The sequence below is a fragment of the Nocardia sp. NPDC058658 genome (assembly GCF_042716665.1).
GTDB lineage: Bacteria > Actinomycetota > Actinomycetes > Mycobacteriales > Mycobacteriaceae > Nocardia.
In genome coordinates, this window is sequence record NZ_JBHXRR010000015.1 from 20774 (window position 1) to 42291 (window position 21518).

A 21518-nucleotide genomic window follows, 5' to 3' on the forward strand; every position below is an offset into this window, starting at 1 on the left:
GTAAAAAACGGGGACTACAACCTGTTGTATGAGTGAGGCGCATCCCGTCGACACCCGGCTGCCGTTCGCTCGGCAGCTGGCGTTCGGCATACAGCACGTCCTGATCATGTACACCGGTTGTATCACCGTGCCGTTGGTTTTCGGCGCGGCCGCAGGCCTTGACCGGGCGACGATCGGGCTGTTGATCAGTGCCGATCTGCTGGTCGCGGGCATCATCACGCTGGTGCAGAGCCTCGGCGTGGGCAAGCTGGCCGGTGCGCGGCTGCCGATCGTCTGTGGTGCCACGTTTGTCGGGCTCAATCCGATGATCCTGATCGCCAAGGAGTACGGCCTCGACGCCGTGTACGGGTCGATGCTGATCGGTGGTGTGGTCGGTGTCGCGCTGGCGTGGCCGTTCGCGCGGGTGGTGCGGTTCTTCCCGCCGCTGGTCACCGGGACCGTGCTCACCGTGGTCGGGGTGTCGCTGATCGGGGTGGCCGGGGGCTTGATCATCGGGACCGACCCGAAGTCGCCGAGTTTCGCCTCGCCGTCGAATATCGGGCTGGCGGCGGTGGTGGTGCTGATCGCGGTCGGGTTCGTCTGCCTCGGCCGCGGTGTCTTCTCGCAGCTCGGGGTGTTGATCGCGTTGGTCGCGGGCATCGCGATCGCGCTGCCGATGGGTCTGATCACCACCGCGGGCGTCGGAAACGCCGACTGGATCGGGATTCCGCAGCCGTTCCACTTCGGGTCGCCGCAGTTCCCGGTGACCGCGGTGGTGGCGATGAGCATCGTGATGGCGGTGGTGTTCGCCGAGTCGACCGCGAGCATGCTGGCGATCAGCGAGATCACCGGAAAACCGCTCAGCAAGGGCGATCTCGCGCGCGGCCTGGTCGGCGACGGCCTGTCCGGCGTGCTCGGCGGCATTTTCACCGCCTTCGTCGACACCATCTTCAATCAGAATGTCGGCGCGGTCTCCACGACCAGGGTTTACAGCCGATATGTGACCGCGGTGAGCGGCGCGATCCTGGTAGTGCTCGGTCTGGTGCCGCGCATCGGCGAAGTGGTCGCGGCGATTCCGAAGCCAGTGGTCGGTGGGGTGGGGCTGGTGCTGTTCGCGACCGTCGCGGTTGTCGGCGTCACCACGCTGCTCAAAGCCGACCTGACGGACAAGGTCAACGCCACCATCGCCGCCACCGCCATCGGTATCGGGCTGCTGCCGGTGTTCACCAAGGACATGTTCGACAAGTTCCCGACGTCCGCCCAGATCCTCCTCGACAGCGGCGTAACCCTCGGCGCGGCAACCGCGTTCCTGCTGAACCTGGCCTTCAACCACACCCCGCTGGGCGCCATGTCACGCTCCGCCACCTCCCGCGCCACCGATAAACCCGCCGCGCCCGCCCCACAATCGACAACCCCAGCACCAGCGGTCACCGCCTGACCCAACCGGGTCGGGTCGAGCAACTCACGCACCACACCACGAACGGCGCCCCGCTCGTCACCGCCATCGGATCGAACCTAGAACCAGTACCGGCTGTAACCGTGGCCTGCGCCATGACCGCATCCCCGGCCCCGCACATCTCGACGGGACACAAGGGGGGCGCGAACTCGAGCGCGCCAGCGCTCCAAAAGTTACTGTGCGGGGATGGAGATAGCAGGCAAGGTCGCAATCGTCACCGGAGCCGGCGCGGGTATCGGAGCCGCACTCGCCTACCGGCTCGTGGCCGGTGATGCGCGGGTGGTCGTCGCCGATCTCGATGCGGACAGCGCGGCGAAGGTGGCGGCCGAACTCGGCGACAACGCGATCGCGGTCGGTGGCGATGTGGCCGACGAGCAGGTCATCACGGAGCTGATCGCTACCGCCGAACGCGAATTCGGGCCGGTGGACCTGTATTTCGCGAATGCCGGCATCGGCGGCGGACCCGGCCTCGACAGCACCGAGGCGCAGTGGGCGGCGACCATCGACGTGAATGTGATGGCCCACGTGCGGGCCGCGAAACTGCTCGTCCCCGGCTGGCTCGAGCGCGGCAGCGGCTACTTCGTCTCGACCGCGTCGGCGGCGGGACTGCTCACCCAAATCGGTTCCGCCCCTTACTCGGTCACCAAACATGCCGCCGTCGGGTTCGCCGAATGGCTCTCGGTCACCTACGGCGACAAGGGCATTCGCGTGAGTTGCCTGTGCCCGATGGGCGTGGACACCCAGCTGCTCACCGGCGGGCTCATCCCCGACCACCCCGAAGCGGGCGAACTGGCGATCAAGGCCGTGAAGACGGCGGGCGCGGTGCTGTCGCCGGAGGAAGTCGCCGACACCGTGGTCGAGGCGATGGCCGCCGAGCACTTCCTGATCCTGCCGCACCCCGAGGTACTGCAGATGTACCGCAACAAGGGCTCGGACTACGACCGGTGGATTTCCGGAATGCGCCGATTCCAGACCATGCTGCAGGCCTGAACACCGCCCGCCCGCGCTCGAAATTTTCGGCGAGGTAGCGGCGAGATCGCTCGATTCCTGCCACGATGGTCTCTAGCCGCCGATCACGATCCGCTGACCGGCGGAGGTCTACGCGGAGATCCGGCGATGGCGCAACTGATGTACTTCAAGAAGATTCGCGACGAACTCACCGAGGTGGAGTACCTCTGGGGACCGAGCCGGGAACAACTCGACTCCTCCCTGGTGATCGACAAAACCACCTTCGCCGCCCTCCCCGGACCACCGGGCTACTCACCGGCAGGCCAGATCATCCTGCGCGCCCGCCGCGGCAGCGAGTGGCCCGAGGTAGGGGTAATCGCTTCGTAAGCGTGTACTCCGACGGGCTCCAGACCAGTCATCCCCCCGAGGTAGGGGTAATCGCTTCATAAGCGTGTACTCCGACGGGCTCCAGACCAGTCGATCCCCCGAGGTTGAAGCCTGGGAGCTATTCGGTGACCAGCTCTGCGGCTGCCGTGCGTACAACCTCCGGGATCGCTACCGGTTTGCGGGTGTCCGCGTCGACATAGACGTGGACGAACTCCCCGGTCGCGGCGAGTTCGAGACCGGCCTCGCCCTCGCGGAAGATCGCCAGGTCGTAGGTGATGCTCGAATTGCCGAGGCGCGCGATCCGCAAGCCCACCTGCAGCTGGTCGGGGAAGCTGACCGAGCCGTGGAACTTGCACGAAGTCGTCGCGACGACGCCGAGCGCGGGCAGCGCGGTGATGTCGAGGCCGGTGGCGCGCATCAGCCAGGCGTTCACGGCGGTGTCGAAGTAGGAGTAGTAGGTCACGTTGTTCACGTGGCCGTACTGGTCGTTGTCGGCCCACCGGGTCGGCATCGGCCACAGGACGGGATAGCTCATGCCTCCGCCTCGCTGACGCTCGGCTGCGGCATGCGCTCCGCGCGCTGCCACATGGTTCTCTCGCTTCGCTCGCTCACTAGGCCATCATGCCGCGCTGCCCTGCCGATGGTCGCGCGGGCTCACCCCGAAGTGGCGTTTGAAGGCGGTGCTGAGCGCGAACGCGCTGCCGTACCCCACCTGATGGGCAATCGATTCCACCGTCGCATCGGATTCGGCGAGCAGGTCGGCTGCGAGGGAGAGCCGCCATTCGGTCAGGAAGCTCATCGGCGGTTCGCCGACCAGTTCGGTGAACCGGCGGGCCAGCGCAGCACGCGACATGCCGACCGCGTCGGCCAGCGTCACCACCGTCCACGGGTGTGCCGGATTGTGCTGCAGCAGCCGCAGCGCCTTGCCGATCAGCGGGTCGCTGTAGGCGTGGTACCAGGCGGGGGCGTCGTCGCGGGCGAACCAGGCGCGCAGTGCGGCGATGAGCAGCAGGTCGAGGAGTCGATCGAGGACGGCGGTCTGTGCGGGCAGGTCCTTGGTCGCCTCGTCGACGAGCAGATCGAGCAGGCGGGCATCGAGCTCGCCATGCGGCAGCACCGCCACCTGCGGCAGCGCGCGCAGCAACCGTCTACTCACCGCGCCCGCCGATTCGTAGGTTCCGGTGACCATCAGCGTCTCACCGTCGGGATCGGTGCCCCACTGCCGGACGCCGAGACTCAGTGTCTCGCATAGGATTTCACCATCAGGCGTCGTGGTGACCTGCCCCGGCTGGATGACGACCTGCGGTTCGGTCGCCGGATCGTCGGCCACCGTATACGGCTGCGGCCCACGGAAAACCGCCACATCGCCCGCGCCGAGCTGACGCGGCGGCATGGAATCGGTACTGACCCAAGCCTTTCCGCGAATCATCGCGAGCACCGTGAGCGGCGCCTCGTCCTGCACGCGCAACGACCACGGCGGATCGAGCAACGAACACATGAGAAACGCACCCCGGGCGCGTGGACCTTCGAGCAGTCCAGCTAACGCATCCACTGTGCTCGTCCGCCTCTCCGGGCCTTTTAGCCAGACCACGTGCCACTATTGCTTCGTTGGCGGCCGGCGGGATGTCGGCGGCGAAGTCAGCTGTTGGTCGGCGAGTTACCCATGTACCTACGAAATACCGGGGCGAGCTCACCATCACACCCCGCTTCCACAGTAGACGATTGCGCATGTTCGTGAGTGCCGCGACGATGTTGTCGCGACGTGCCCGGCGGTGTACTTATCTCATGACAAACACCGCTTCTCACCAGCAGCTTTCCCTCATCACCGGCGCTACGGGCAAGACCGGCAGCCGGGTCGCGGCGCTTCTCGAGGCCGCGGGCCGACCGGTCCGGCGCGGCTCGCGCACCGCGCCGATCCCCTTCGATTGGACCGACCGCGAGACCTGGGCACCGGCGCTGGCCGGTGTCGACTCCGTCTATCTCGCCTTCCAGCCCGACCTCGCCGTGCCCGGTGCCCCGGACGTCATCCGCGCGTTCACCGCCGCGGCCCGGTCCGCCGGTGTGCGCTCGGTGGTGCTGTTGTCGGGGCGCGGCGAACCCGAGGCGGTGGAATGTGAAGAGATCGTGCGGGATTCGGGCCTGAGCTGGACCATCGTGCGCTGCTCCTTCTTCGCCCACAACTTCAGCGAGGGCGCCTTCGTCGACGACGTGCTCGCCGGCGCGGTGGCGCTGCCCAACGGCGATGTGCCGGAACCGTTCGTGCACGTCGACGACATCGCCGAGGTGGCGGCGGCCGCGCTCACCGACGAGCGCCACGCGGGCCAGCTCTACGAACTCACCGGCCCGCGCGCCCTGACCTTCGCCGACGCGGTCGGTGAGATCGCCGCCGCCACCGGTCGCGAGATCGCCTTCATCCCCGTGTCACGCCCGGAATTCGTTGCGGCCCTGACCGAATACCAGGTTCCCGATGATGTGATCAGCCTGCTCGACTACCTCTTCGGCACCATCCTCGACGGCCGCAACACCGCCACCGCCGACGGTGTCCGGCGCGCCCTCGGCCGCGAACCCCGCGACTTCACCGACTACGCGAAGGAAACCGCCGCCACCGGCGCCTGGACCCCCCAGGGCTAGCCGTTGGACGCTCGATCACCACGCTCCCACCGAAGTATCGCCCGAGAGGCCACCTCGATGGGAGCGTGGTGATCTTGAACTATCCGCCCGGTACCGTCGAGGCGGTGAGCTCAGCGACGATCGACCGCCGGCTTCGACTGTCCAGGGCCGCGGTGTTCGCGGCGTTCACGCTGAACGGGGTGTTGCTGGCGATGTGGGTGGTCCACATTCCGGCGATCACCGGGCGGACCGGCGTGTCGGCGTCGACGCTCAGCGTGTTGGTGTTGGTGATGGCGGGGGCCGCGCTGATCGGTATGCGGCTCGCGGGGCCCGCCGCCGACCGGTTCGGCAGCCGCACGCTGGTGGCGATGGCCGCGACTGCCATTTCGGTGACGGTGCTCGGCCCCGGACTGGCGACCGATCCGGTCACCCTGGGGATCGCGCTGGCCTGCTTCGGGATCGGCAACGGTGCGCTCGATGTGTCGATGAATGCCCAAGCGGTAGAGGTCGAGCGTGCGTATGGCCGACCGATCATGTCCGCGTTCCATGCGATGTTCTCGGCGGGCGGGTTCGTCGGTTCGCTGTTGGGCGCGGCCGCCCAGCACGCGGGATGGGCGCCGCAACTGACGCTGACCTGCGCATCCGTCGGCGGGGTACTCGTGACTGCGATGCTCGTGCCCCACTTGATGACCCGGCCCGAAACCACCTCGCGCCCGGAGCACTACGATCGTGCAGCAGCGAAAGACTCCGGCGGTACCGAACACACTGCGTCGTCCGGACGCGGTCACACCGACCCGACAGCGGCGCGAGCCGACACCGACCGAACGCGAAAAGTCTTCTCGCTCGGCGCAATCGCGTTCGTACTCCTGCTCGCCGAAGGTGTCGCCGCCGACTGGAGCGCCCTGCAGGTCCGCGACCACCTGGATACGTCCGCCGCAGCCGCCGCCCTCGCTTTCGGCGCCTTCTCCGCCACCATGACCCTCGGCCGATTCCTCGCCGACCGGGTGAGCGCCGCCTTCGGCCCCGTAGCCATCGTCCGCTACGGAAGCTTGCTCGCCGCAACCGGATTCGCGATAGTCATCACCTCCCCCTGGCTCCCACTGACCCTCCTGGGCTGGGCACTCTGCGGCCTCGGCCTGGCAGGCGGCGTCCCCCAAATCTTCTCCACCGCAGGCAATCTCGGTGGCACCACCGCCGCCACCGACATGTCCCGCGTCTTCACCATCGGCTACCTTGGCCTCCTGGCGGGCCCCGCACTGATCGGCTGGCTCGCCGCGCTGATCCCGCTCACCGCCGCGTTGGTCGTCCCCCTCGTGCTCACGATCGCCTGCGCTGTCGCCGCGCCGGTCGTCCGTCGCTGAAGACGCTAGAGGTACATGCCGACATCGGTCGAGTGGTCGATAGTCGACTGGATCTGGATCCCGCCGTCACGATGGGCGACCAACTCGGCGAGCGTCGCGCCGTCGGGGAACGTGGCGGCGGCACCGCCTTGGCGAGCCAGCCACTCGTTGGCTTCCGTCGCCGACAGCCGACCGACCTCGAGCTGAGCCAGACAACGCCCGGGCCGGACAACAGCCGGGTGCAGCCGGGAGAGATCTTCGTTCGTCGTGATCGCGATCAACACATTGCGCCCCTGACCCAGCATCCCGTCGGTGAGATTCAACAGTCGCGAAAGCTTCTGCCCCGCAGCTTCTTTCGCTTCACCGCGAATCAGTTCGTCGCAGTCCTCCAGGACGAGCAACCGCCAGCGACCGTCCTCGTCGTCACCGTCGGCACCGGCCGCGACTTCCATCAGATACCCGGGATTACTGAACAGCTCTTCCGGGTCCACCACACAGTCGACCTGACACCACGGCGCCCACGACCGCGCCAAGGCCCGAAGCGCAGTGGTCTTCCCGGTCCCCGGCTCACCGTGCAACAGCACCAGCCGCCCCTTGATATCCGCGACCCCGAGCCCCATCAGCCGCTCCATACTCGCGGCAACCGAACTCGTGTAATTGCCACGAATCTCCGCCCAAGCAGGCGCCGCGATCTGCCGACGGCGGCGCGCGGGCCGCCGAACATCCATGTGCCAGAACCCCATCTCCACCGTCGCTTCACTGTCACGTGACAGCGAAGCCCCCTCGGTAGCCTGAGCCAGCACCGCGACAGCAAGCTCGTCACTCACCGCGGTCACCTCGATCGTGGCGGACCCACTCGCCCACCGCACGGCCCGTAGCGCCCACCCTTCACCGGCCGCGAGCAGCGCACTGCTGTCGTCATCGGCGACCGACCGAACGATCCGTGACTCGGCGGGTCGCAGCGAGGCTTCGGGCCGAACTCGGTCGAGGTGCGCCTGGCGGGCGAAGGGCTGGTCGCCGCGCAGGAACGGCGCCAACGCCAACGCGTCGATCGCATCGCGCGTGGAATAGGTGGAGTCGATGGTCGCCGACCACGGAAACGGCTCGCCCTGATCCTGCGGCTGACGCGGCGAATCGACGAGCCTGAGCTGTTCATTACGTGTGGACACCGAGCCCATGATCGTGGTCGCCCGCCCGGAATGTCCAATGACTTACGCCGAAGGCCGCCGGAAAACTCGCTGGCACACCGACCCGATCCGTCGGTAACGTCGTAGTGTGACGTCCACACAGCACGACCAGTCCACCCCCGAGTCCACCGAACAGGCCGGGCTCAAGGAGTGGATCGGCCTTGCGGTCCTCGCCCTGCCGACACTGCTCATCTCGATGGACCTGAGCGTGCTCTACCTCGCGATCCCCCGGATCAGCGAGGCACTTGAACCCAGCAGCTCCCAACTGCTGTGGATCCTCGACATCTACGGCTTCCTGGTCGCCGGTTTCCTCATCACCATGGGCACCCTCGGCGACCGTATCGGCCGCCGCAAACTGCTGATGATCGGCGCACTCGCCTTCGGCGTCGCCTCCGTGATCGCCGCGTACTCGACGAGTGCGAACATGCTGATCGGCACCCGCGCGCTGCTCGGCATCGCGGGCGCGACGCTGATGCCGTCCACCCTGGCGCTGATCCGCAATATGTTCCACGACGACCGTCAGCGCACCGCCGCGATCAGCGTGTGGATGACCAGTTTCATGGTCGGCATGGTGATCGGACCGCTGGTCGGCGGGGCGATGCTGGAGAACTTCTGGTGGGGTTCGGTGTTCCTGGTCGCGGTGCCCGCGATGGTGTTGCTGCTGGCGACCGGCCCGTTCCTGCTGCCCGAGTACAAGGACCCGAACCCGGGCAAGCTCGATATTCTCAGCGCGTTGCTGTCGTTGCTGTCGGTGATGGGCGTCATCTACGGCATCAAGGAGCTGGCGAAGGACGGTTGGTCGATCGAAGCCGTCGGCGTGCTGGTCGCCGGTCTCGCGCTCGGCACGGTGTTCGTCCTGCGCCAGCAGCGCCTGAGCAATCCACTGATCGACCTGCGGTTGTTCAGCAATGTTCGGTTCAGTGGGTCGCTGGTCGCGTTGATGGTCGCCATGCTGGCGATGGGTGGACTGTTCCTGCTGCTCGCGCAGTATCTGCAGCTGGTACTCGGCCTTTCGGCGTTCCAAGCCGGACTGTGGACGGTGCCGCAGGCGGCGGCGATGGTCGTGGCGGCGGGTGTGGTGAGCGCGCTCGCACCCAAGATCCGGCCCGCGTATCTGATGACCGGCGGACTGGTGATCGCGATGGCTGGGTATGCGATCTTCACTCAGCTCTCGGGCAGCGACGATCTCGCGTTGATCGTCACCGGCATGGTGGTGTTCTCGCTCGGCCTGAGCCCGATGTTCGTGCTAGGCCTGGATCTGATCGTCGGAGCGGTCGACCCGGCGCGTGCCGGTGCGGCCTCGGCCATCTCCGAAACGGGCCAGGAACTCTCGGCGGCCCTGGGCGTCGCGGTGATCGGCAGTATCGGCACCGCCGTTTATCGCGGGCAGATGGCGGAGCAGTTGCCCGCCGGACTCCCACCGGAGATCGCGGAGGTCGCCGAGGACACCCTGGCCGGCGCCCTGCACGTCGCCGCCGCGCTGCCCGAATCGCTGGGCGCGGAGCTGACCACGGTTGCCCGCGAGGCTTACACCCATGCGCTACAAGTGAATTCGCTTGTCGGTATCGGTCTGACCGCGGTCGCGGCCGGACTGGTCATGACCCTGCTGCGTCACATTCCCGCCCCGAACGAGAAGGCAACCGAGACCGACTGACCAACGCCGAATCCCGCCCGATGCTGATCGGGCGGGATCGACCGCTCGCCGAGTTGTCCCCTCCGCGAGGTTCTGATCGGCCGATTCGACCGAAATCGTCTCGCCTACTTGGCAGCCGGTGCAGGCGCCGGGTTCGGCATCGGGGAGTTGATGGTGGTGAAGTACTGCGCTGCCGCCATGATCGCGACCGGCGCGGCGATGAACAGCTGACCGGCGAGAGCACCGAGCGAGCCCATGGCCAGGATTCCGCCGATGCAACCGACCGCGGCGGCCGGGATGAACGGGCCGAACATGCCGACAATGGTGGCCGCGGCGATGGTCGCGCCGGCGATGCCGCCCAGCACGCAACCGACGGCCCCGCCGCCGAGTCCGCCGACGAGGGCGCCGATGGCCGCACCCAGGGAGATCGTGCTGCCGAGACGGCTCCAAGCCGCCTGCTCACGGTCGTATTCGTTCTTCCACGGCGCCTTGTCCTCGTACGGCAGCGCGACCGGCTTGTAGGTGGCGTGCGCCAGATCGAACTGCGGGGTGAGGGTGGCGTTGCGGCCCGAGATGTCAGCGGCGATCGGGAAGACGAAATCGTCGACCCGGAAGGACAATTCGCTACCAGCGACGGTGGCGCCGTTGGCCGCCTTGATCTTGAACACCCCGTCCTCGACCACCATCGAGCCCGCGTCGGTGCCGATGATCGTCGAGGTCTCGGTGGTCGTAGCGGTGTAGTTGATCGGCTCATCCGCCGCGGGTGCTGCGTGGCTGGTTCCGGCGGCGATGCCGAGGGCAACGCTCACGGTGGAGGCCAGCAGAGCGAACTTGGTGATTTTCACGGGGGTGAACCTTTCGTGTTCTTCGATGAGAGCCGAACCATAGCTAGGTAAGCCTCACCTATCAAGACCTTGCTTAGGCTAACCTCAGTCTCGATAGCGTTCGCCGTGAGAGAGATATCCGATGAAGAGTCCGCGTTGGTCTGGCTGGTTGCTGGCCGTGATCGTGCTGGTCGCGGCCTGTGTGCTGAGCCTGCTGGTCGGCACCAAAGCCATTGCGATCGGCGATGTCTGGCACGCGCTGTCGACCGCCGAAGCCACGACCCCCGACCAGGTCACCGTGCTCGAATACCGATTGCCGCGCACGCTGCTCGGCCTGCTCGTCGGGCTCGCGCTCGGTGTGGCGGGCTGCCTGATGCAGGGGCTGACCCGCAATCCGCTGGCCGATCCCGGTTTGCTGGGTGTGAACGCGGGCGCCGCCTTCGCCATCACGGTCGCGGTCGCACTCTTCGGAGTAACGGAGATCACATCGTATGTGTGGTTCGGATTCCTCGGGGCGGCACTGGTTTCGGTGGTCGTGTACCGGCTCGGCACCGCGGGCCACACCGGCACCGACCCGATCCGTCTCACCCTGGCAGGAGTCGCGGCGACCGCCGTGCTCACCGGTCTCACCAGGGGCATGATCCTGGTCGATCCCAAGGCGTTCGACGAGATGCGGCGCTGGGATGCCGGGGCGCTCACCGGTCGCGGGTTCGACATCATCGCGGGCGCCGCGCCGTTCATCGTGGTCGGGCTGCTGATCGCCGCTGTGTGCGCGCGCTCGCTCAATGCCGTTGCGCTCGGCGACGATCTGGCCCGCTCGCTGGGTGTGCGCGTCACCCGCACCCGGTTGCTCACCGCGCTGGCGCTGGTGTTGCTGTGCGGCACCGCGACCGCGGCCGTCGGCCCGATCGCGTTCGTCGGGCTCGCGGTGCCGCACATCGCGCGCTGGATGGTCGGGCCCGATCAGCGGTGGATCTTCGGATATTCGCTGGTGCTCGCGCCACTGCTGGTGTTGACTGCGGATGTATTGGGCCGCATCATCATTCGCCCCGACGAGGTACCCGCGGGCCTGGTCACGGCCTTCCTCGGCGCGCCGATGCTGATCTGGCTGGCCCGCCGCACACGAGTGGGGGCTACCGCATGAGTGGTCAGCAGCCAGTTCCCGTAACTACCCAAGGCGCGGCGGAACCCAACGGTCAGCGCCCGGAGGAGTCAGTCCGGGTGACCACGGAAGGCGCGTCGCGTGGGCACCGTACGAAAATCGACTTCGGGCGCCCGATGGTTCTGCTCCGATCGCGACGACTCGGCCTCACCGCCAGGATCGGCGTGCGCACCGTGGTGGTGTGCGCGATCCTGCTGGTCATCGCGGCCGTCACCGCCGTACTCGCCCTCGGCACCGGCGATTTCCCGATCCCCGCACCGCGCGTGCTGCGCGCGCTGTTCATCGGCGACGAGCGCTTCGACCGCTTGGTCGTGCGGGATTGGCGACTGCCGCGCATTCTGCTGGCCCTGGTTCTCGGCGCCGCGCTCGGCGTGAGCGGCGCGATCCTGCAGTCGGTGACCAGGAATCCGCTGGGCAGTCCCGACATCATCGGGTTCAGCACCGGCGCCTACACCGGCGCGCTGCTGGTGATCCTCACCCTCGGCGGCGGCAACTTCCAGACCGCGGCGGGCGCCATGATCGGTGGCCTCGGCGCCGCCCTGGTGATCCACCTACTCGCCTTCCGGCACAACGTGACCGGATTCCGGCTGATCATCGTCGGTATCGGGGTGAGTGCCATGCTCGCCTCGGTCAACACCTGGCTGATCATGCGGGCCGACCTGGACGCGGCGATGTCGGCGGCGGCCTGGGGTGCGGGTTCGCTCAACGGGCTGTCCTGGCCGCAGGTCGCACCGACGGTGCTCATCCTCGCCGTGCTGGCGGTGGCGCTGATCCCGGCCGCGCCGCGCCTGCAGATCCTCGAACTCGGCGACGACACCGCGCGCGGCCTCGGGCTGAACACGAGCAAGGCGACCGGCTGGCTGATCGCGCTCAGCGTCGGATTCACTTCGCTGGCAACGGCTGTCGCGGGACCGATCGCGTTCGTGTCGCTGGCCGCACCGCATCTGGCGCGCAAACTCACCCGCACACCGTCGATCGCCCTGCTCCCCTCCGCGGTGATGGGCGCGACCCTGCTGGTGACCTGCGACTGGATCGCCCAGCGCGCCTTCGCCCCGACCACCGTGCCGGTCGGCATCGTCACCGGCTCGATCGGTGGGCTGTACCTGGCGTATCTGCTCGTCGCCGAAGCGCGACGGAAATAGGAAAGCGATATGAACGACTCTCACGCGCGGTTACGCGCCGATCAGGTCCGGCTCGGCTACAAGGGCGCCACGGTCAGTGATCAACTCTCCGTTGATATTCCGGACAACAAGTTCACGGTGATCATCGGCCCGAACGCCTGCGGCAAGTCGACCCTGCTGCGTGCGCTGGCCCGTCTGCTCACCCCGCAATCCGGGACCGTGCTGCTCGACGACAAACCCGTAACCGACTATCCGGCAAAGGAATTGGCCCGCCAGATCGGCCTGCTGCCGCAGACCTCGACCGCACCCGACGGCATTCGCGTGGCGGATCTCGTTGCGCGCGGGCGCTATCCGCATCAGACACTGCTGCGGCAGTGGTCGCGCACCGATGAGGAGGCGGTCGCAAAAGCGATGGCGGCCACCGGTGTCGCCGAGCTGTCGGCGCGCCCGGTCGACGAACTGTCGGGTGGTCAGCGGCAGCGGGTGTGGATTTCGATGGTCCTCGCCCAGCAGACGCCGATCATCCTGCTCGACGAGCCGACCACCTATCTCGACATCGCCTACCAGATCCAGCTCTTGGACCTGTGCCGCTCGCTCAATCGCGATTCGGGACGCACGGTCGTGGCGGTACTGCACGATCTCAACCACGCCTTCCGCTACGCCGACCACCTGATCGCCATGCGCGACGGGCGGATCGTCGCGTCCGGCGAGCCCGGCGAGATCGTCACCGCGGAGCTGGTACACGAGGTGTTCTCGCTGCGGTGCCGCATCGTCGACGACCCCGAAACCGGTACCCCACTGGTGATTCCGCTGGCGGAAAACGCCGCCCAGGTGCACTGAAGAAGAAAGAGGAACACCCCGCTCATGTTCACCAACCGACCCTCCGGCCGTTTACGCGCCGCCACGGCCATGCTGATTCTCGCGCTGGTCGCCGTGCTCACCGCGTGCGGTAGCTCCGATACCACCGATGCGGGCCCGCGCGAAGTACCGTCCGCGAAGGGCCCCATCAAGGTGCCCGCGTCCCCGCAGCGCATCGTCGTGCTCAACGGCAACCTGGCCGGTTATCTCTACGACCTCGAGGCCACCGTCGTCGCCGCGGACCCGCGCCTGCTCGGTGTGCCGAACAAGCCGGGCGAGTTCCCGACCGGTTGGGCCGAGGACGCGAAGAAGCAAGGGACGCAGGCTGTTCCGTCGGGCGAGAACATCAATCTCGAGTTCATCGCCGCCCAGCGTCCCGATCTGATCATCGGTGGCGGCCAGGGTTATCCGGCCCAGCAGTCGGTGAACGCCTACGACCAGCTCAGCGCCATCGCACCGACCGTGCTCATGCCGACCGAGACCACCAACTGGCAGGACCAGCTGCGATTCCTGGCCGAGACGGTCAACAAGCTGGCCGGTGTCGACACCTTGATCGCGAACTACCAGGCCAAGTTGGACGAAGCCAAGAGCAAGATCAAGCCCGCACAGGGTGCGACCACCGTCTTCCAGTCGATCAAGAGCCAGAAGCCGACCCTGTTCGTGCCGTCGGCCGCCCTGCCGAGCCTGCTCGCGGAGGTCGGTTTCACTCTCGACACGCAGATCGAGGCCAAAGCGGGTAACCCGGCCAAGGAGCAGAGCGCGGACTTCATCGGTTTCAGCCCGGAGCTGATCAACACCGTGATCGACGCGCCCGTGTTGTTCGTGGTTCCGCTCAGCGGCGGCCGTTCTGTCGACGAGCTGCGCAACGATCCGCTCTACGCCTCGCTGCCCTCGTTCAAGGCGAACAAGGTCTTCGAACTGCCCGCCACCAGCTCGCGCCCCGACTACCGCACCGTCATGACCACCCTCGACCTGCTCGTCGAGCGCTTCCAGTGACCGGTTTGCTCATCGACCTCAGCCCGCTGCGGGCCTCGCGCCCGTTCCGGTGCGCGTTCGCGGCGCGCCTGGTGTCGGTGCTCGGGATCGGACTGCTGATGGTGGCCCTGCCGCTGCAGGTCTATCAGCTGACCGGTTCGAGCCTGCAGGTCGCCGGGGTGGCCACCACCACCGCGGCGGCGCTGTTCGTCGGCAGTCTCGCGGGCGGTGTGGTCGCCGACCGATACGACCGCCGCAGAGTGATCCAGTTGGCGCGCAGTGCCGCAGGTATCGGGTTCCTGCTGCTCGGTGTGAATGCTGTACTGCCGGAACCGTTTCTGTCCGCGATCTATCTCGCCGCCGTGATCGACGGTCTCGCGGGCGGGGTGAGCGGTTCGGCGCTGATGGCCATGGTTCCGGCGCTGGTCGGCCGGGAGAAGGTGGCGGCGGCGGGCGCGCTGGTCTCGCTGACCACCGACCTCGGCACGATGATCACTCCCGCGGTCGCCGGTCTTCTCGTCGCGAAAACCGGTGTGGCGTCGGCCTATTTCCTCTGCGCCCTCGCCACCACCGCGACCGTCGGGCTGATCACCGCGATCGGGCCGTCGCCGCCACCACAACGCGAGTTGCAGAACCCGTTGCGCGAGTTGGCATCCGGGATCTCGTTCGCGGTTCGTCACGAATCCATTCGACTCATCCTCGCGACCGGGCTGATCGGAATGCTCGTCAGCGGACCGCTGGTACTACTGCCCGCCTTCGCCGACGTCGAACTCGACGCGGGACCTGGCACCCTCGGCCTGCTCTACGCGGCACCCGGTGCCGGTGCGGTACTCGGCACGCTCACCAGCGGGTGGATGAGTCGGGTGAATACCGGTCGGGCACTGCTGGTTTCGCTGGCGATCATGCCGATCGGCGTGATCGCGGCCGGGCTGTGGTCGCACGCGGCACTGGTGTTCCTCGGACTGGCCGGGTTCGGCCTGGCCAGAGCGGTGAACATGGTGCTGCGCTACGCGATGCTGCAGCAGGCCGCGCCCGACGACATGCGCGGACGCATGTCGGGCCTGCTGATGGTGCAGTCGGTCACCGGCACCGCCGTCGGCTCCATGGTGGCCGGTGTCGCCGGCCAACTGTTCGCTCCCGGACACGCGCTCGTGCTCTACGGCGTCGCGGTCCTGGTACTCACCGGCCTGATGGCGCTCGCCGCCGGGCCGCTGCGCAGAAAGGAACAACGATGAAGGATCGCACCGCCTACGCCGCGACCATCGCCGAGGTGCTCGCCGGAGACCACTACGCCAAGGTGCCGTACCCGATCGGCTTGCAGGAAGTGGAGGTGTTGCGGGTCGTGCCCGTCGGCTCGGCGCTGCTGCGGATCACCTTCGGCGGACCGGATATCGACCGGTTCCACAGCTATGTGCCGGATGAGCATGTGCGCCTGATCTTTCCGAGCGAAGACGGCGTGCTGCGGCTGCCCAAGCGGGAAGGTTCGATGCTCGACTGGGGCAATCCGCGCCCGGTTTCGCGCGAGTACACGGTGCGCCGCCACAGCATCGAAGACGGCGAACTCGACATCGATTTCGTCATCCACCCCGGCGGTCTCGCCTCCGACTGGGCCGCGTCGGTCACCCCTGGCACCAAGGTGCACATCGCCGGTCCGCCCGGCGGCGTCGTGATCCCGGAGACCTACGACGACTACCTGCTCGCCGGTGACATCACCGCGCTACCGGCCATCGCCCGCTGGCTCGAGCGGATGCCGCGCGACACGACCGGGTGGGCGTTCATCGAGGTGGCCGGGCCGAGCGAGGAGATCGCCCTGGACCCGCCCGCGGGCGTCAACGTGCGCTGGCTGCACCGCGGCGACCTCGCACCGGGCACCAGCGACATCCTCGAGCAGGCCGTGCGCGCGGTGAAAGTCGCTGCCGGACACCGTGTCTACGCGTGGGTGGCGGGCGAGGCAGGCTGCCTGCGCGGGGTTCGCAAGATCATCCGCAACGACCTCGGCATCGGCCCGAAGGACTCGCTCATCGCCGGCTACTGGAAGCGCGGCGTCGCCGACTTCGATCGAGAGGACTGACCCATGACCGACGAACAGGTGATCGGTGACGTGGCAGGCGTGCTGGGTGTCGACCCGGCCGAACTGACCACGCAGACCGATCTGCTCGATGCCGGGCTCGATTCGGTGCGCATCATGTCGCTGGTGGAGAAATGGCGGTCGGCTGGACATGCGGATATCGACTTTCCCACGCTCGCAGGCGATCCCGTGCTCGGGTCCTGGATCGAACTGCTGGCCTGAGCCGACCGGGGGTGGCCTTGCCGCGCCACCCCCGGTTCGAACGGCTGCCGCGCTTCCCCTCGGCGAGCCGCAACATCCGCTAGCTCGGGGCGGGTCGATCAGCGGCCAGTGCCTGCCGCAGCTCCTTGCGGCTGGTCTTGCCGACACCGGTCTCGGGGAATCGCTCGACCACGACCACCGCGTCGGGCATCTTCCACGCCGCCACGCCGCGCTCGCGCACGAACTTGCGCACGGCGGTCAACGTCGGCCGCTGCTCCGGATTCGCGGGCTGCACGAAAGCGCAAATACGCTGTCCGAGAACCGCATCGGGCGTTCCGACGATCACGGCATCGCGAATGTCCGGGTGTTCGAGCAGGTGTGCCTCGAGCTCCTCGGCGGAGACCTTCTCGCCGCCACGGTTCACCCAGTCGCCCGCGCGACCGGCGACCACCAGATTGCCGTCGGGGCGGATCGACACGATATCGCCCGTGCGGTACCAGCCGTCGGCGGTGAAGCTGCGGGCATCGGCCTCGGGATTGTCGTAGTAGCCGCGAATTGTGTACGGGCCCTCAGTGATCAGGTTTCCCTTGGCACCCGGTGCGACCTCGATGCCGTTGTCGTCGACGACGGCGAGCTGGTCGTGCTCCGACATCGGCCGCCCCTGGGTGCTCACCACCACGTCGATCGGATCGTCGAGCCGGGTGTAGCAGACCAGCCCCTCCGCCATACCGAACACCTGCTGCAGGGTCACGCCGAGCGCCGGACCGATGCGGCGGGCCAGCTCGTCCTGGCAGCGGGCACCACCCACCTGCAGCACCCGCAGACTCGAAAGATCCGGCGTCGCACCGGCTTCGGCGCGCTCGGTCCACAGCCGCGCCAACGGCGGTACCAGACCGGTGATGGTGACGCCGAACCGCTCGATCAGCGGGAAGGCTGTTGCCGGAGTGGGATCGGGGGTCATCGCGACCGCGCCACCGGCCCACAGCGCGCCGAGAATGCCGGGCGAACTCAACGGGAAGTTGTGGGCCACCGGCAGCGTCGCGAGATAGACCGTGTCGCTGTCGAGTTCGCAGATCTCGGCGCTGCGGCGCACGCTGTAGAGGTAGTCGTCGTGGGTGCGGGCGATGAGTTTCGGGATGCCCGTGCTGCCACCGGAGAGCTGCAGGAAGGCCACGTCACCCGCCGGCGGGCCGGTCAATTCGACTGGCGCGTCCCGTAATTCGGCGATGTCGTGTGCATTGCCGGGCAACTGTTGGCCCTGGTCCAGAACCAGCAGCACGTGCCGCAAACTCGGCACCTGCGCCCGCACCGTCTCCGCCAGCGCCGCGTAGTCGAAGCGCTGATGGGCCCCGCAGGTGATCATCGCCTTCGCCTCGGCGGCCATGGCGATCGGCACCAACTCGGCCGTGCGATGCGCGGGCAGACAGAACACCGGCAGTGCGCCGAGCCGGAACAGCGCGAAGATCACCTCGACGAACTCGGCGCGATTGGGCAGCTGCACCATCACCCGGTCGCCGGGGACGAGACCGAGGCGGGCCAGGCCGGTCGCGAGGGACCTCGATCGGTGGTCGAGTTCGGCGTAGCTCCAGCGGTTCGCGCCGTCGAGGACCGCGGTCCGGTCCGGTGTCGCGGCGGCGCGCGCGGTGAGCACGTCGGCGAATGTCTCACCGGTCCAGAGCTTCTCGTCTCGATAGCGTCGGGCCAGGTCAGTGGGCCACGGAGCGCATCCGGAGAGTACGGGTTCGGTCAAGTCGAGCACCTCTTTCCAACAGGTCTACCGGCATTCCGATCGGCGGCCGTGAGGGAAGCTAACCAATCGACGATGAATTCAGGTTAGGCTAACCTCATGTCTAATGGTGTTTCCCGTCGGCGGATCGTCGTCGTCACCGGCGCGGCCGGGGGTATCGGAGCCGCGATCGCCGCTCGGTTCGCCGCCGAGGATCGGGTCGTCTCGCTGTGGGACCTCGATCCGGCGGTACACGAGTTCGCCGCCGCCATGAACGCGAATTCCGCACACGTTGACAGCGCCACCCGCCCTAGCGGCAGCGGAACAGCCTGTACAGCAATCGAGTTCAGCGCGATGACCGCTGCCGGGGCCGGCGCTCGCGAGGACAATATTCCGAATCCGGCGCCGCCATTGGATCAGGCCACGGTGCACGGCGTTGTCGTCGACATCACCGACGCGGAAGCCGTCCACGCCGCCTTCGACAAGCTCACCGCGGACTACGGCACAGTCGACGTACTCGTCCACGCCGCGGGCATCATGGTCGGCGGTTCCCCGCTCGAAGTCACCGCGGCCGACTGGGCCCGCTGCCTGAGCGTCAACGCCACCGGAACCATGTTGGTCACCCAACGCGCCGCCGCCGACATGGTCGCCGCCGGACGGGGATCGATCGTCGTGGTCTCCTCCAACGCCGCCGCCACCCCGCGCGTCGGCATGGCCGCCTACGGCGCCGCCAAGGCCGCGGCCGTCGCATTCACCAAATCGCTTGCGCTGCAGGTTGCTCCGCTCGGGGTGCGGGTCAATCTCGTCTCCCCCGGATCGACCGACACGACCATGCTGCGCGACATGTTCGGCGGCGCGCCGCTCGACGATGCCGCCGAAACCGCCCTGCTCGACGGCGATCCCGCCGCCTACCGGCTCGGCATCCCACTGCGGCGCATCGCCGCTCCCGCCGACATCGCCTCGGCGGTCCACTTCCTGGCGTCCGACGGCGCCCGCCACATCACCATGCACGACCTGCGGGTCGACGGTGGCGCAACGCTGGACATGTGATCGAAAGGGTGAGCACCATCAGTACCGACAGTTCAGACCCCGCCTTCGTGCTGTCCCGTCCGCACCGGACTGTGTCCGCGGGAGCGAGCGGCACGATCTTCCGTTCGGCGCACGAGGCGATTACGGCCCTGCGCAGCGGCCGGATAAGCCACATAGTCGGCGCCCTGCCCTTCACCCCCGGCGCACCGACCGCGCTCTGGGCCCCGGACTCGGTGACGATCACCGACGCGCCACACCACCCCGGCTCGCGAGTGGATCCACACCTACCGGGCGCCCAAGCCGGGCCGAAAGCCCACGCACCGTCCTCGCGCCGAGCGTCGGCGGAGGCCGGCTCGCGGCCACTCCCTCAGTTCGAATTCGACGCGGCGCTGCCCGTACCGGAGGAACACCGGGAGCGTGTCGCGACAGCCGTCGAGATTCTCGCCGACCCCGGTCACCCGCTGCGAAAGGTTGTGCTGGCGCGTGCGATTCGCGCTCGTTCCGCGAATCCCGCTCGCGCACTGGACATCCTCGATCTGATGGTCGCCTCGGACCCGTTGTCGAACGGATTCCTGGTCGACCTCTCCGCCGCCGGCGGACGCTTCCCAGGCCGTCACCTCGTCGGCTCGAGCCCGGAGATCCTGGTGCGCCGCACCGGCAACGAGGTGCTGAGTCATCCGCTGGCCGGCTCGGCACGCCGCCTTCTCGACGACCGCGAGGCCGACCGTGACGCCGCGAACACACTGCTCACCTCAGCCAAAGATCATGCCGAACATCGCTTCGTCGTCGACCAGGTTGCCGCGGTGCTGAGCGACCGGTGTTGCGAAGTCCGCACGCCCGCACCGGAACTCACCGCGACGCCGGCGATGTGGCATCTGGGCACCCCGATCTCGGCGACCGTCCCACTGGCAGGCCCGTCCGCGCTGGAACTCGCGGTGGCTCTGCATCCCACGCCCGCGGTCTGCGGCACGCCGACCGGCGCCGCGGCACGCCTGATCGCCGAACTCGAAGGTGAGCGCGGGTTCTACGCGGGCGCGGTCGGCTGGTGCGATGCCGACGGCAACGGCGAGTGGATGGTGAGCATTCGCTGCGCCGAGCTGTCGGCCGACGGCCTGAGCCTGCTCGCGCACGCGGGCGGCGGGATCGTGGCCGCCTCCGATCCGGACGCCGAATTGGCCGAGACCACCGGCAAATTCCAGCGCATCCTCGGCCCGCTCGGCATCGCCGACCTGCCCGTCACCGTCTGACGACGACTCCCCACACCCGAACGAGAGACCGCCATGCCTATCCCCCCGATCGCGCCGTATCCCATGCCCGGCGCCGACGAGTTCACCGCCGGCCAGGTCGACTGGACCGCCGAACCCGGGCGCTGCGCGCTGCTGATCCACGACATGCAGCAGTACTTCCTCAACGCCTACGACCTGCACCGCGACCCCGCCCGCACCCTGATCGCGAACATCGCCCGGCTGCGCGATCGCTGCCACGAGCTCGACATCCCGGTGATCTATACGATGCAGCCCGGCGACCAGCACCCGTCGCGGCGCGGCATCCTGGCCGACTTCTGGGGCAGCGGCATGGCCGAGGGCGCCGACACCGAGGTCATCAACGCCCTCGCCCCCGCACCGCAGGACATCCAGGTCACCAAGTGGCGCTATTCGGCGTTCCAGCGCACCGACTTGCGCGAGCTGCTCGGCTACTACCAGCGCGATCAGCTGCTGGTCACCGGCGTCTACACGCACATGGGCTGCATGCTCAGTGCCGCCGAGGCGTTCATGGGTGATGTGCGGCCGTTCCTGATTCATGACGCGACCGCGGACTTCAGCCGCGACGAGCATGTGATGGCGCTGAACTATGTGGCCCGGCGCTGCGGCGCGGTGACCGGCACGGAGGATCTGCTGCGTCAGCTGAGCGTTCGGGTCGAAGCCCGAGCCTGACCCGAGACGGCCGAGGTCGGACGGGGAGTTCACGCATCGGTCCGGCGGCAGGAAGCAGACCGTCGCGGTGAGGCAGGCCA

Annotated in this window: 21 protein-coding genes; 16 read left to right on the top strand and 5 right to left on the bottom strand. The window is 67.9% G+C overall.

Translation table 11 applies throughout. The features are described from left to right. Positions 1-28 precede the first annotated feature (28 nt). The 3 genes from ACFWUP_RS20595 (at position 29) to ACFWUP_RS20605 (ending at position 2770) form a co-directional block, all read left to right on the top strand. Positions 29-1417 (top strand): uracil-xanthine permease family protein, encoded by a 1389-nt coding sequence (locus ACFWUP_RS20595; RefSeq protein WP_379236579.1) that lies wholly within the window; start codon positions 29-31, stop codon positions 1415-1417. Between the two features lie 204 nt (positions 1418-1621). Beyond that, entirely contained in the window at positions 1622-2425 is an 804-nt protein-coding gene (locus ACFWUP_RS20600; RefSeq protein WP_379236581.1) for an SDR family oxidoreductase, read from the top strand. A 126-nt stretch (positions 2426-2551) separates the two neighbouring features. Beyond that, on the top strand, positions 2552-2770 hold the full coding sequence (locus tag ACFWUP_RS20605; protein WP_379236583.1) for a hypothetical protein: 219 nt from the start codon (positions 2552-2554) through the stop codon (positions 2768-2770). Between the two features lie 118 nt (positions 2771-2888). Here ACFWUP_RS20605 and ACFWUP_RS20610 read toward each other — a convergent pair whose 3' ends face one another. Beyond that, positions 2889-3305 carry an acyl-CoA thioesterase gene (locus tag ACFWUP_RS20610; protein ID WP_379236585.1) on the bottom strand — a complete coding sequence of 139 codons (417 nt, stop codon included), beginning with the start codon at positions 3303-3305 and terminating at the stop codon, positions 2889-2891. 84 nt (positions 3306-3389) lie between these two features. After that, the gene (locus ACFWUP_RS20615) at positions 3390-4322 is read right to left on the bottom strand and encodes an AraC family transcriptional regulator (protein WP_379236587.1); all 933 of its coding nucleotides are present in this window, start codon (positions 4320-4322) and stop codon (positions 3390-3392) included. A gap of 233 nt (positions 4323-4555) precedes the next feature. Between ACFWUP_RS20615 and ACFWUP_RS20620 the strand changes: the two genes are divergently transcribed. Both ACFWUP_RS20620 and ACFWUP_RS20625 read left to right on the top strand, forming a co-directional pair. After that, complete coding sequence (locus ACFWUP_RS20620; RefSeq protein WP_379236589.1) at positions 4556-5401, top strand: NAD(P)H-binding protein; 846 nt, start codon at positions 4556-4558, stop codon at positions 5399-5401. A 104-nt stretch (positions 5402-5505) separates the two neighbouring features. Further along, on the top strand, positions 5506-6741 hold the full coding sequence (locus tag ACFWUP_RS20625) for an MFS transporter (RefSeq protein ID WP_379236591.1): 1236 nt from the start codon (positions 5506-5508) through the stop codon (positions 6739-6741). Positions 6742-6746: 5 nt separating this feature from the next. Here ACFWUP_RS20625 and ACFWUP_RS20630 read toward each other — a convergent pair whose 3' ends face one another. Then, on the bottom strand, positions 6747-7898 hold the full coding sequence (locus ACFWUP_RS20630) for a DUF5925 domain-containing protein (RefSeq protein ID WP_379236593.1): 1152 nt from the start codon (positions 7896-7898) through the stop codon (positions 6747-6749). A gap of 97 nt (positions 7899-7995) precedes the next feature. Here ACFWUP_RS20630 and ACFWUP_RS20635 point away from each other — a divergent pair, with 97 nt between their 5' ends. Further along, positions 7996-9561, top strand: a complete 1566-nt coding sequence (locus tag ACFWUP_RS20635; RefSeq protein WP_379236595.1) for an MFS transporter — start codon at positions 7996-7998, stop codon at positions 9559-9561. 104 nt (positions 9562-9665) lie between these two features. On the opposite strand, the gene ACFWUP_RS20640 is transcribed toward ACFWUP_RS20635, so the two are convergent. Then, positions 9666-10385, bottom strand: a complete 720-nt coding sequence (locus tag ACFWUP_RS20640; protein WP_379236597.1) for a hypothetical protein — start codon at positions 10383-10385, stop codon at positions 9666-9668. Between the two features lie 121 nt (positions 10386-10506). Here ACFWUP_RS20640 and ACFWUP_RS20645 point away from each other — a divergent pair, with 121 nt between their 5' ends. The 7 genes from ACFWUP_RS20645 (at position 10507) to ACFWUP_RS20675 (ending at position 16770) form a co-directional block, all read left to right on the top strand. Continuing rightward, positions 10507-11508 carry a FecCD family ABC transporter permease gene (locus ACFWUP_RS20645; protein ID WP_379236599.1) on the top strand — a complete coding sequence of 334 codons (1002 nt, stop codon included), beginning with the start codon at positions 10507-10509 and terminating at the stop codon, positions 11506-11508. Between the two features lie 134 nt (positions 11509-11642). After that, complete coding sequence (locus ACFWUP_RS20650) at positions 11643-12668, top strand: FecCD family ABC transporter permease (protein WP_379236768.1); 1026 nt, start codon at positions 11643-11645, stop codon at positions 12666-12668. 9 nt (positions 12669-12677) lie between these two features. Beyond that, positions 12678-13487 carry an ABC transporter ATP-binding protein gene (locus tag ACFWUP_RS20655; RefSeq protein ID WP_379236601.1) on the top strand — a complete coding sequence of 270 codons (810 nt, stop codon included), beginning with the start codon at positions 12678-12680 and terminating at the stop codon, positions 13485-13487. Between the two features lie 24 nt (positions 13488-13511). Continuing rightward, positions 13512-14501 (top strand): ABC transporter substrate-binding protein, encoded by a 990-nt coding sequence (locus ACFWUP_RS20660; RefSeq protein WP_379236603.1) that lies wholly within the window; start codon positions 13512-13514, stop codon positions 14499-14501. Then, on the top strand, positions 14498-15715 hold the full coding sequence (gene entS / locus ACFWUP_RS20665; RefSeq protein ID WP_379236605.1) for an enterobactin transporter EntS: 1218 nt from the start codon (positions 14498-14500) through the stop codon (positions 15713-15715). Before ACFWUP_RS20660 ends, entS begins: the two co-directional genes overlap by 4 nt. Then, entirely contained in the window at positions 15712-16551 is an 840-nt protein-coding gene (locus ACFWUP_RS20670) for a siderophore-interacting protein (protein WP_379236607.1), read from the top strand. The genes entS and ACFWUP_RS20670 overlap by 4 nt, the downstream gene beginning before the upstream one ends. A 3-nt stretch (positions 16552-16554) precedes the next feature. Next, positions 16555-16770 carry a phosphopantetheine-binding protein gene (locus ACFWUP_RS20675; protein WP_379236609.1) on the top strand — a complete coding sequence of 72 codons (216 nt, stop codon included), beginning with the start codon at positions 16555-16557 and terminating at the stop codon, positions 16768-16770. 79 nt (positions 16771-16849) lie between these two features. Here the strand turns inward: ACFWUP_RS20675 and ACFWUP_RS20680 are convergent, their stop codons facing one another. After that, a complete protein-coding gene (locus ACFWUP_RS20680; RefSeq protein ID WP_379236611.1) occupies positions 16850-18508 on the bottom strand; it encodes a (2,3-dihydroxybenzoyl)adenylate synthase in 1659 nt (552 codons plus the stop codon). 87 nt (positions 18509-18595) lie between these two features. Between ACFWUP_RS20680 and ACFWUP_RS20685 the strand changes: the two genes are divergently transcribed. The 3 genes from ACFWUP_RS20685 to ACFWUP_RS20695 are packed head-to-tail and all read left to right on the top strand — an operon-like array spanning position 18596 to position 21438. Beyond that, on the top strand, positions 18596-19525 hold the full coding sequence (locus ACFWUP_RS20685) for an SDR family oxidoreductase (protein WP_379236613.1): 930 nt from the start codon (positions 18596-18598) through the stop codon (positions 19523-19525). A gap of 8 nt (positions 19526-19533) precedes the next feature. Further along, positions 19534-20751: an isochorismate synthase MenF gene (locus ACFWUP_RS20690; RefSeq protein ID WP_379236615.1), complete on the top strand. Its 1218-nt coding sequence runs from the start codon at positions 19534-19536 to the stop codon at positions 20749-20751. A gap of 33 nt (positions 20752-20784) precedes the next feature. Continuing rightward, a complete protein-coding gene (locus ACFWUP_RS20695; protein WP_379236617.1) occupies positions 20785-21438 on the top strand; it encodes an isochorismatase family protein in 654 nt (217 codons plus the stop codon). Positions 21439-21518 lie beyond the last annotated feature (80 nt).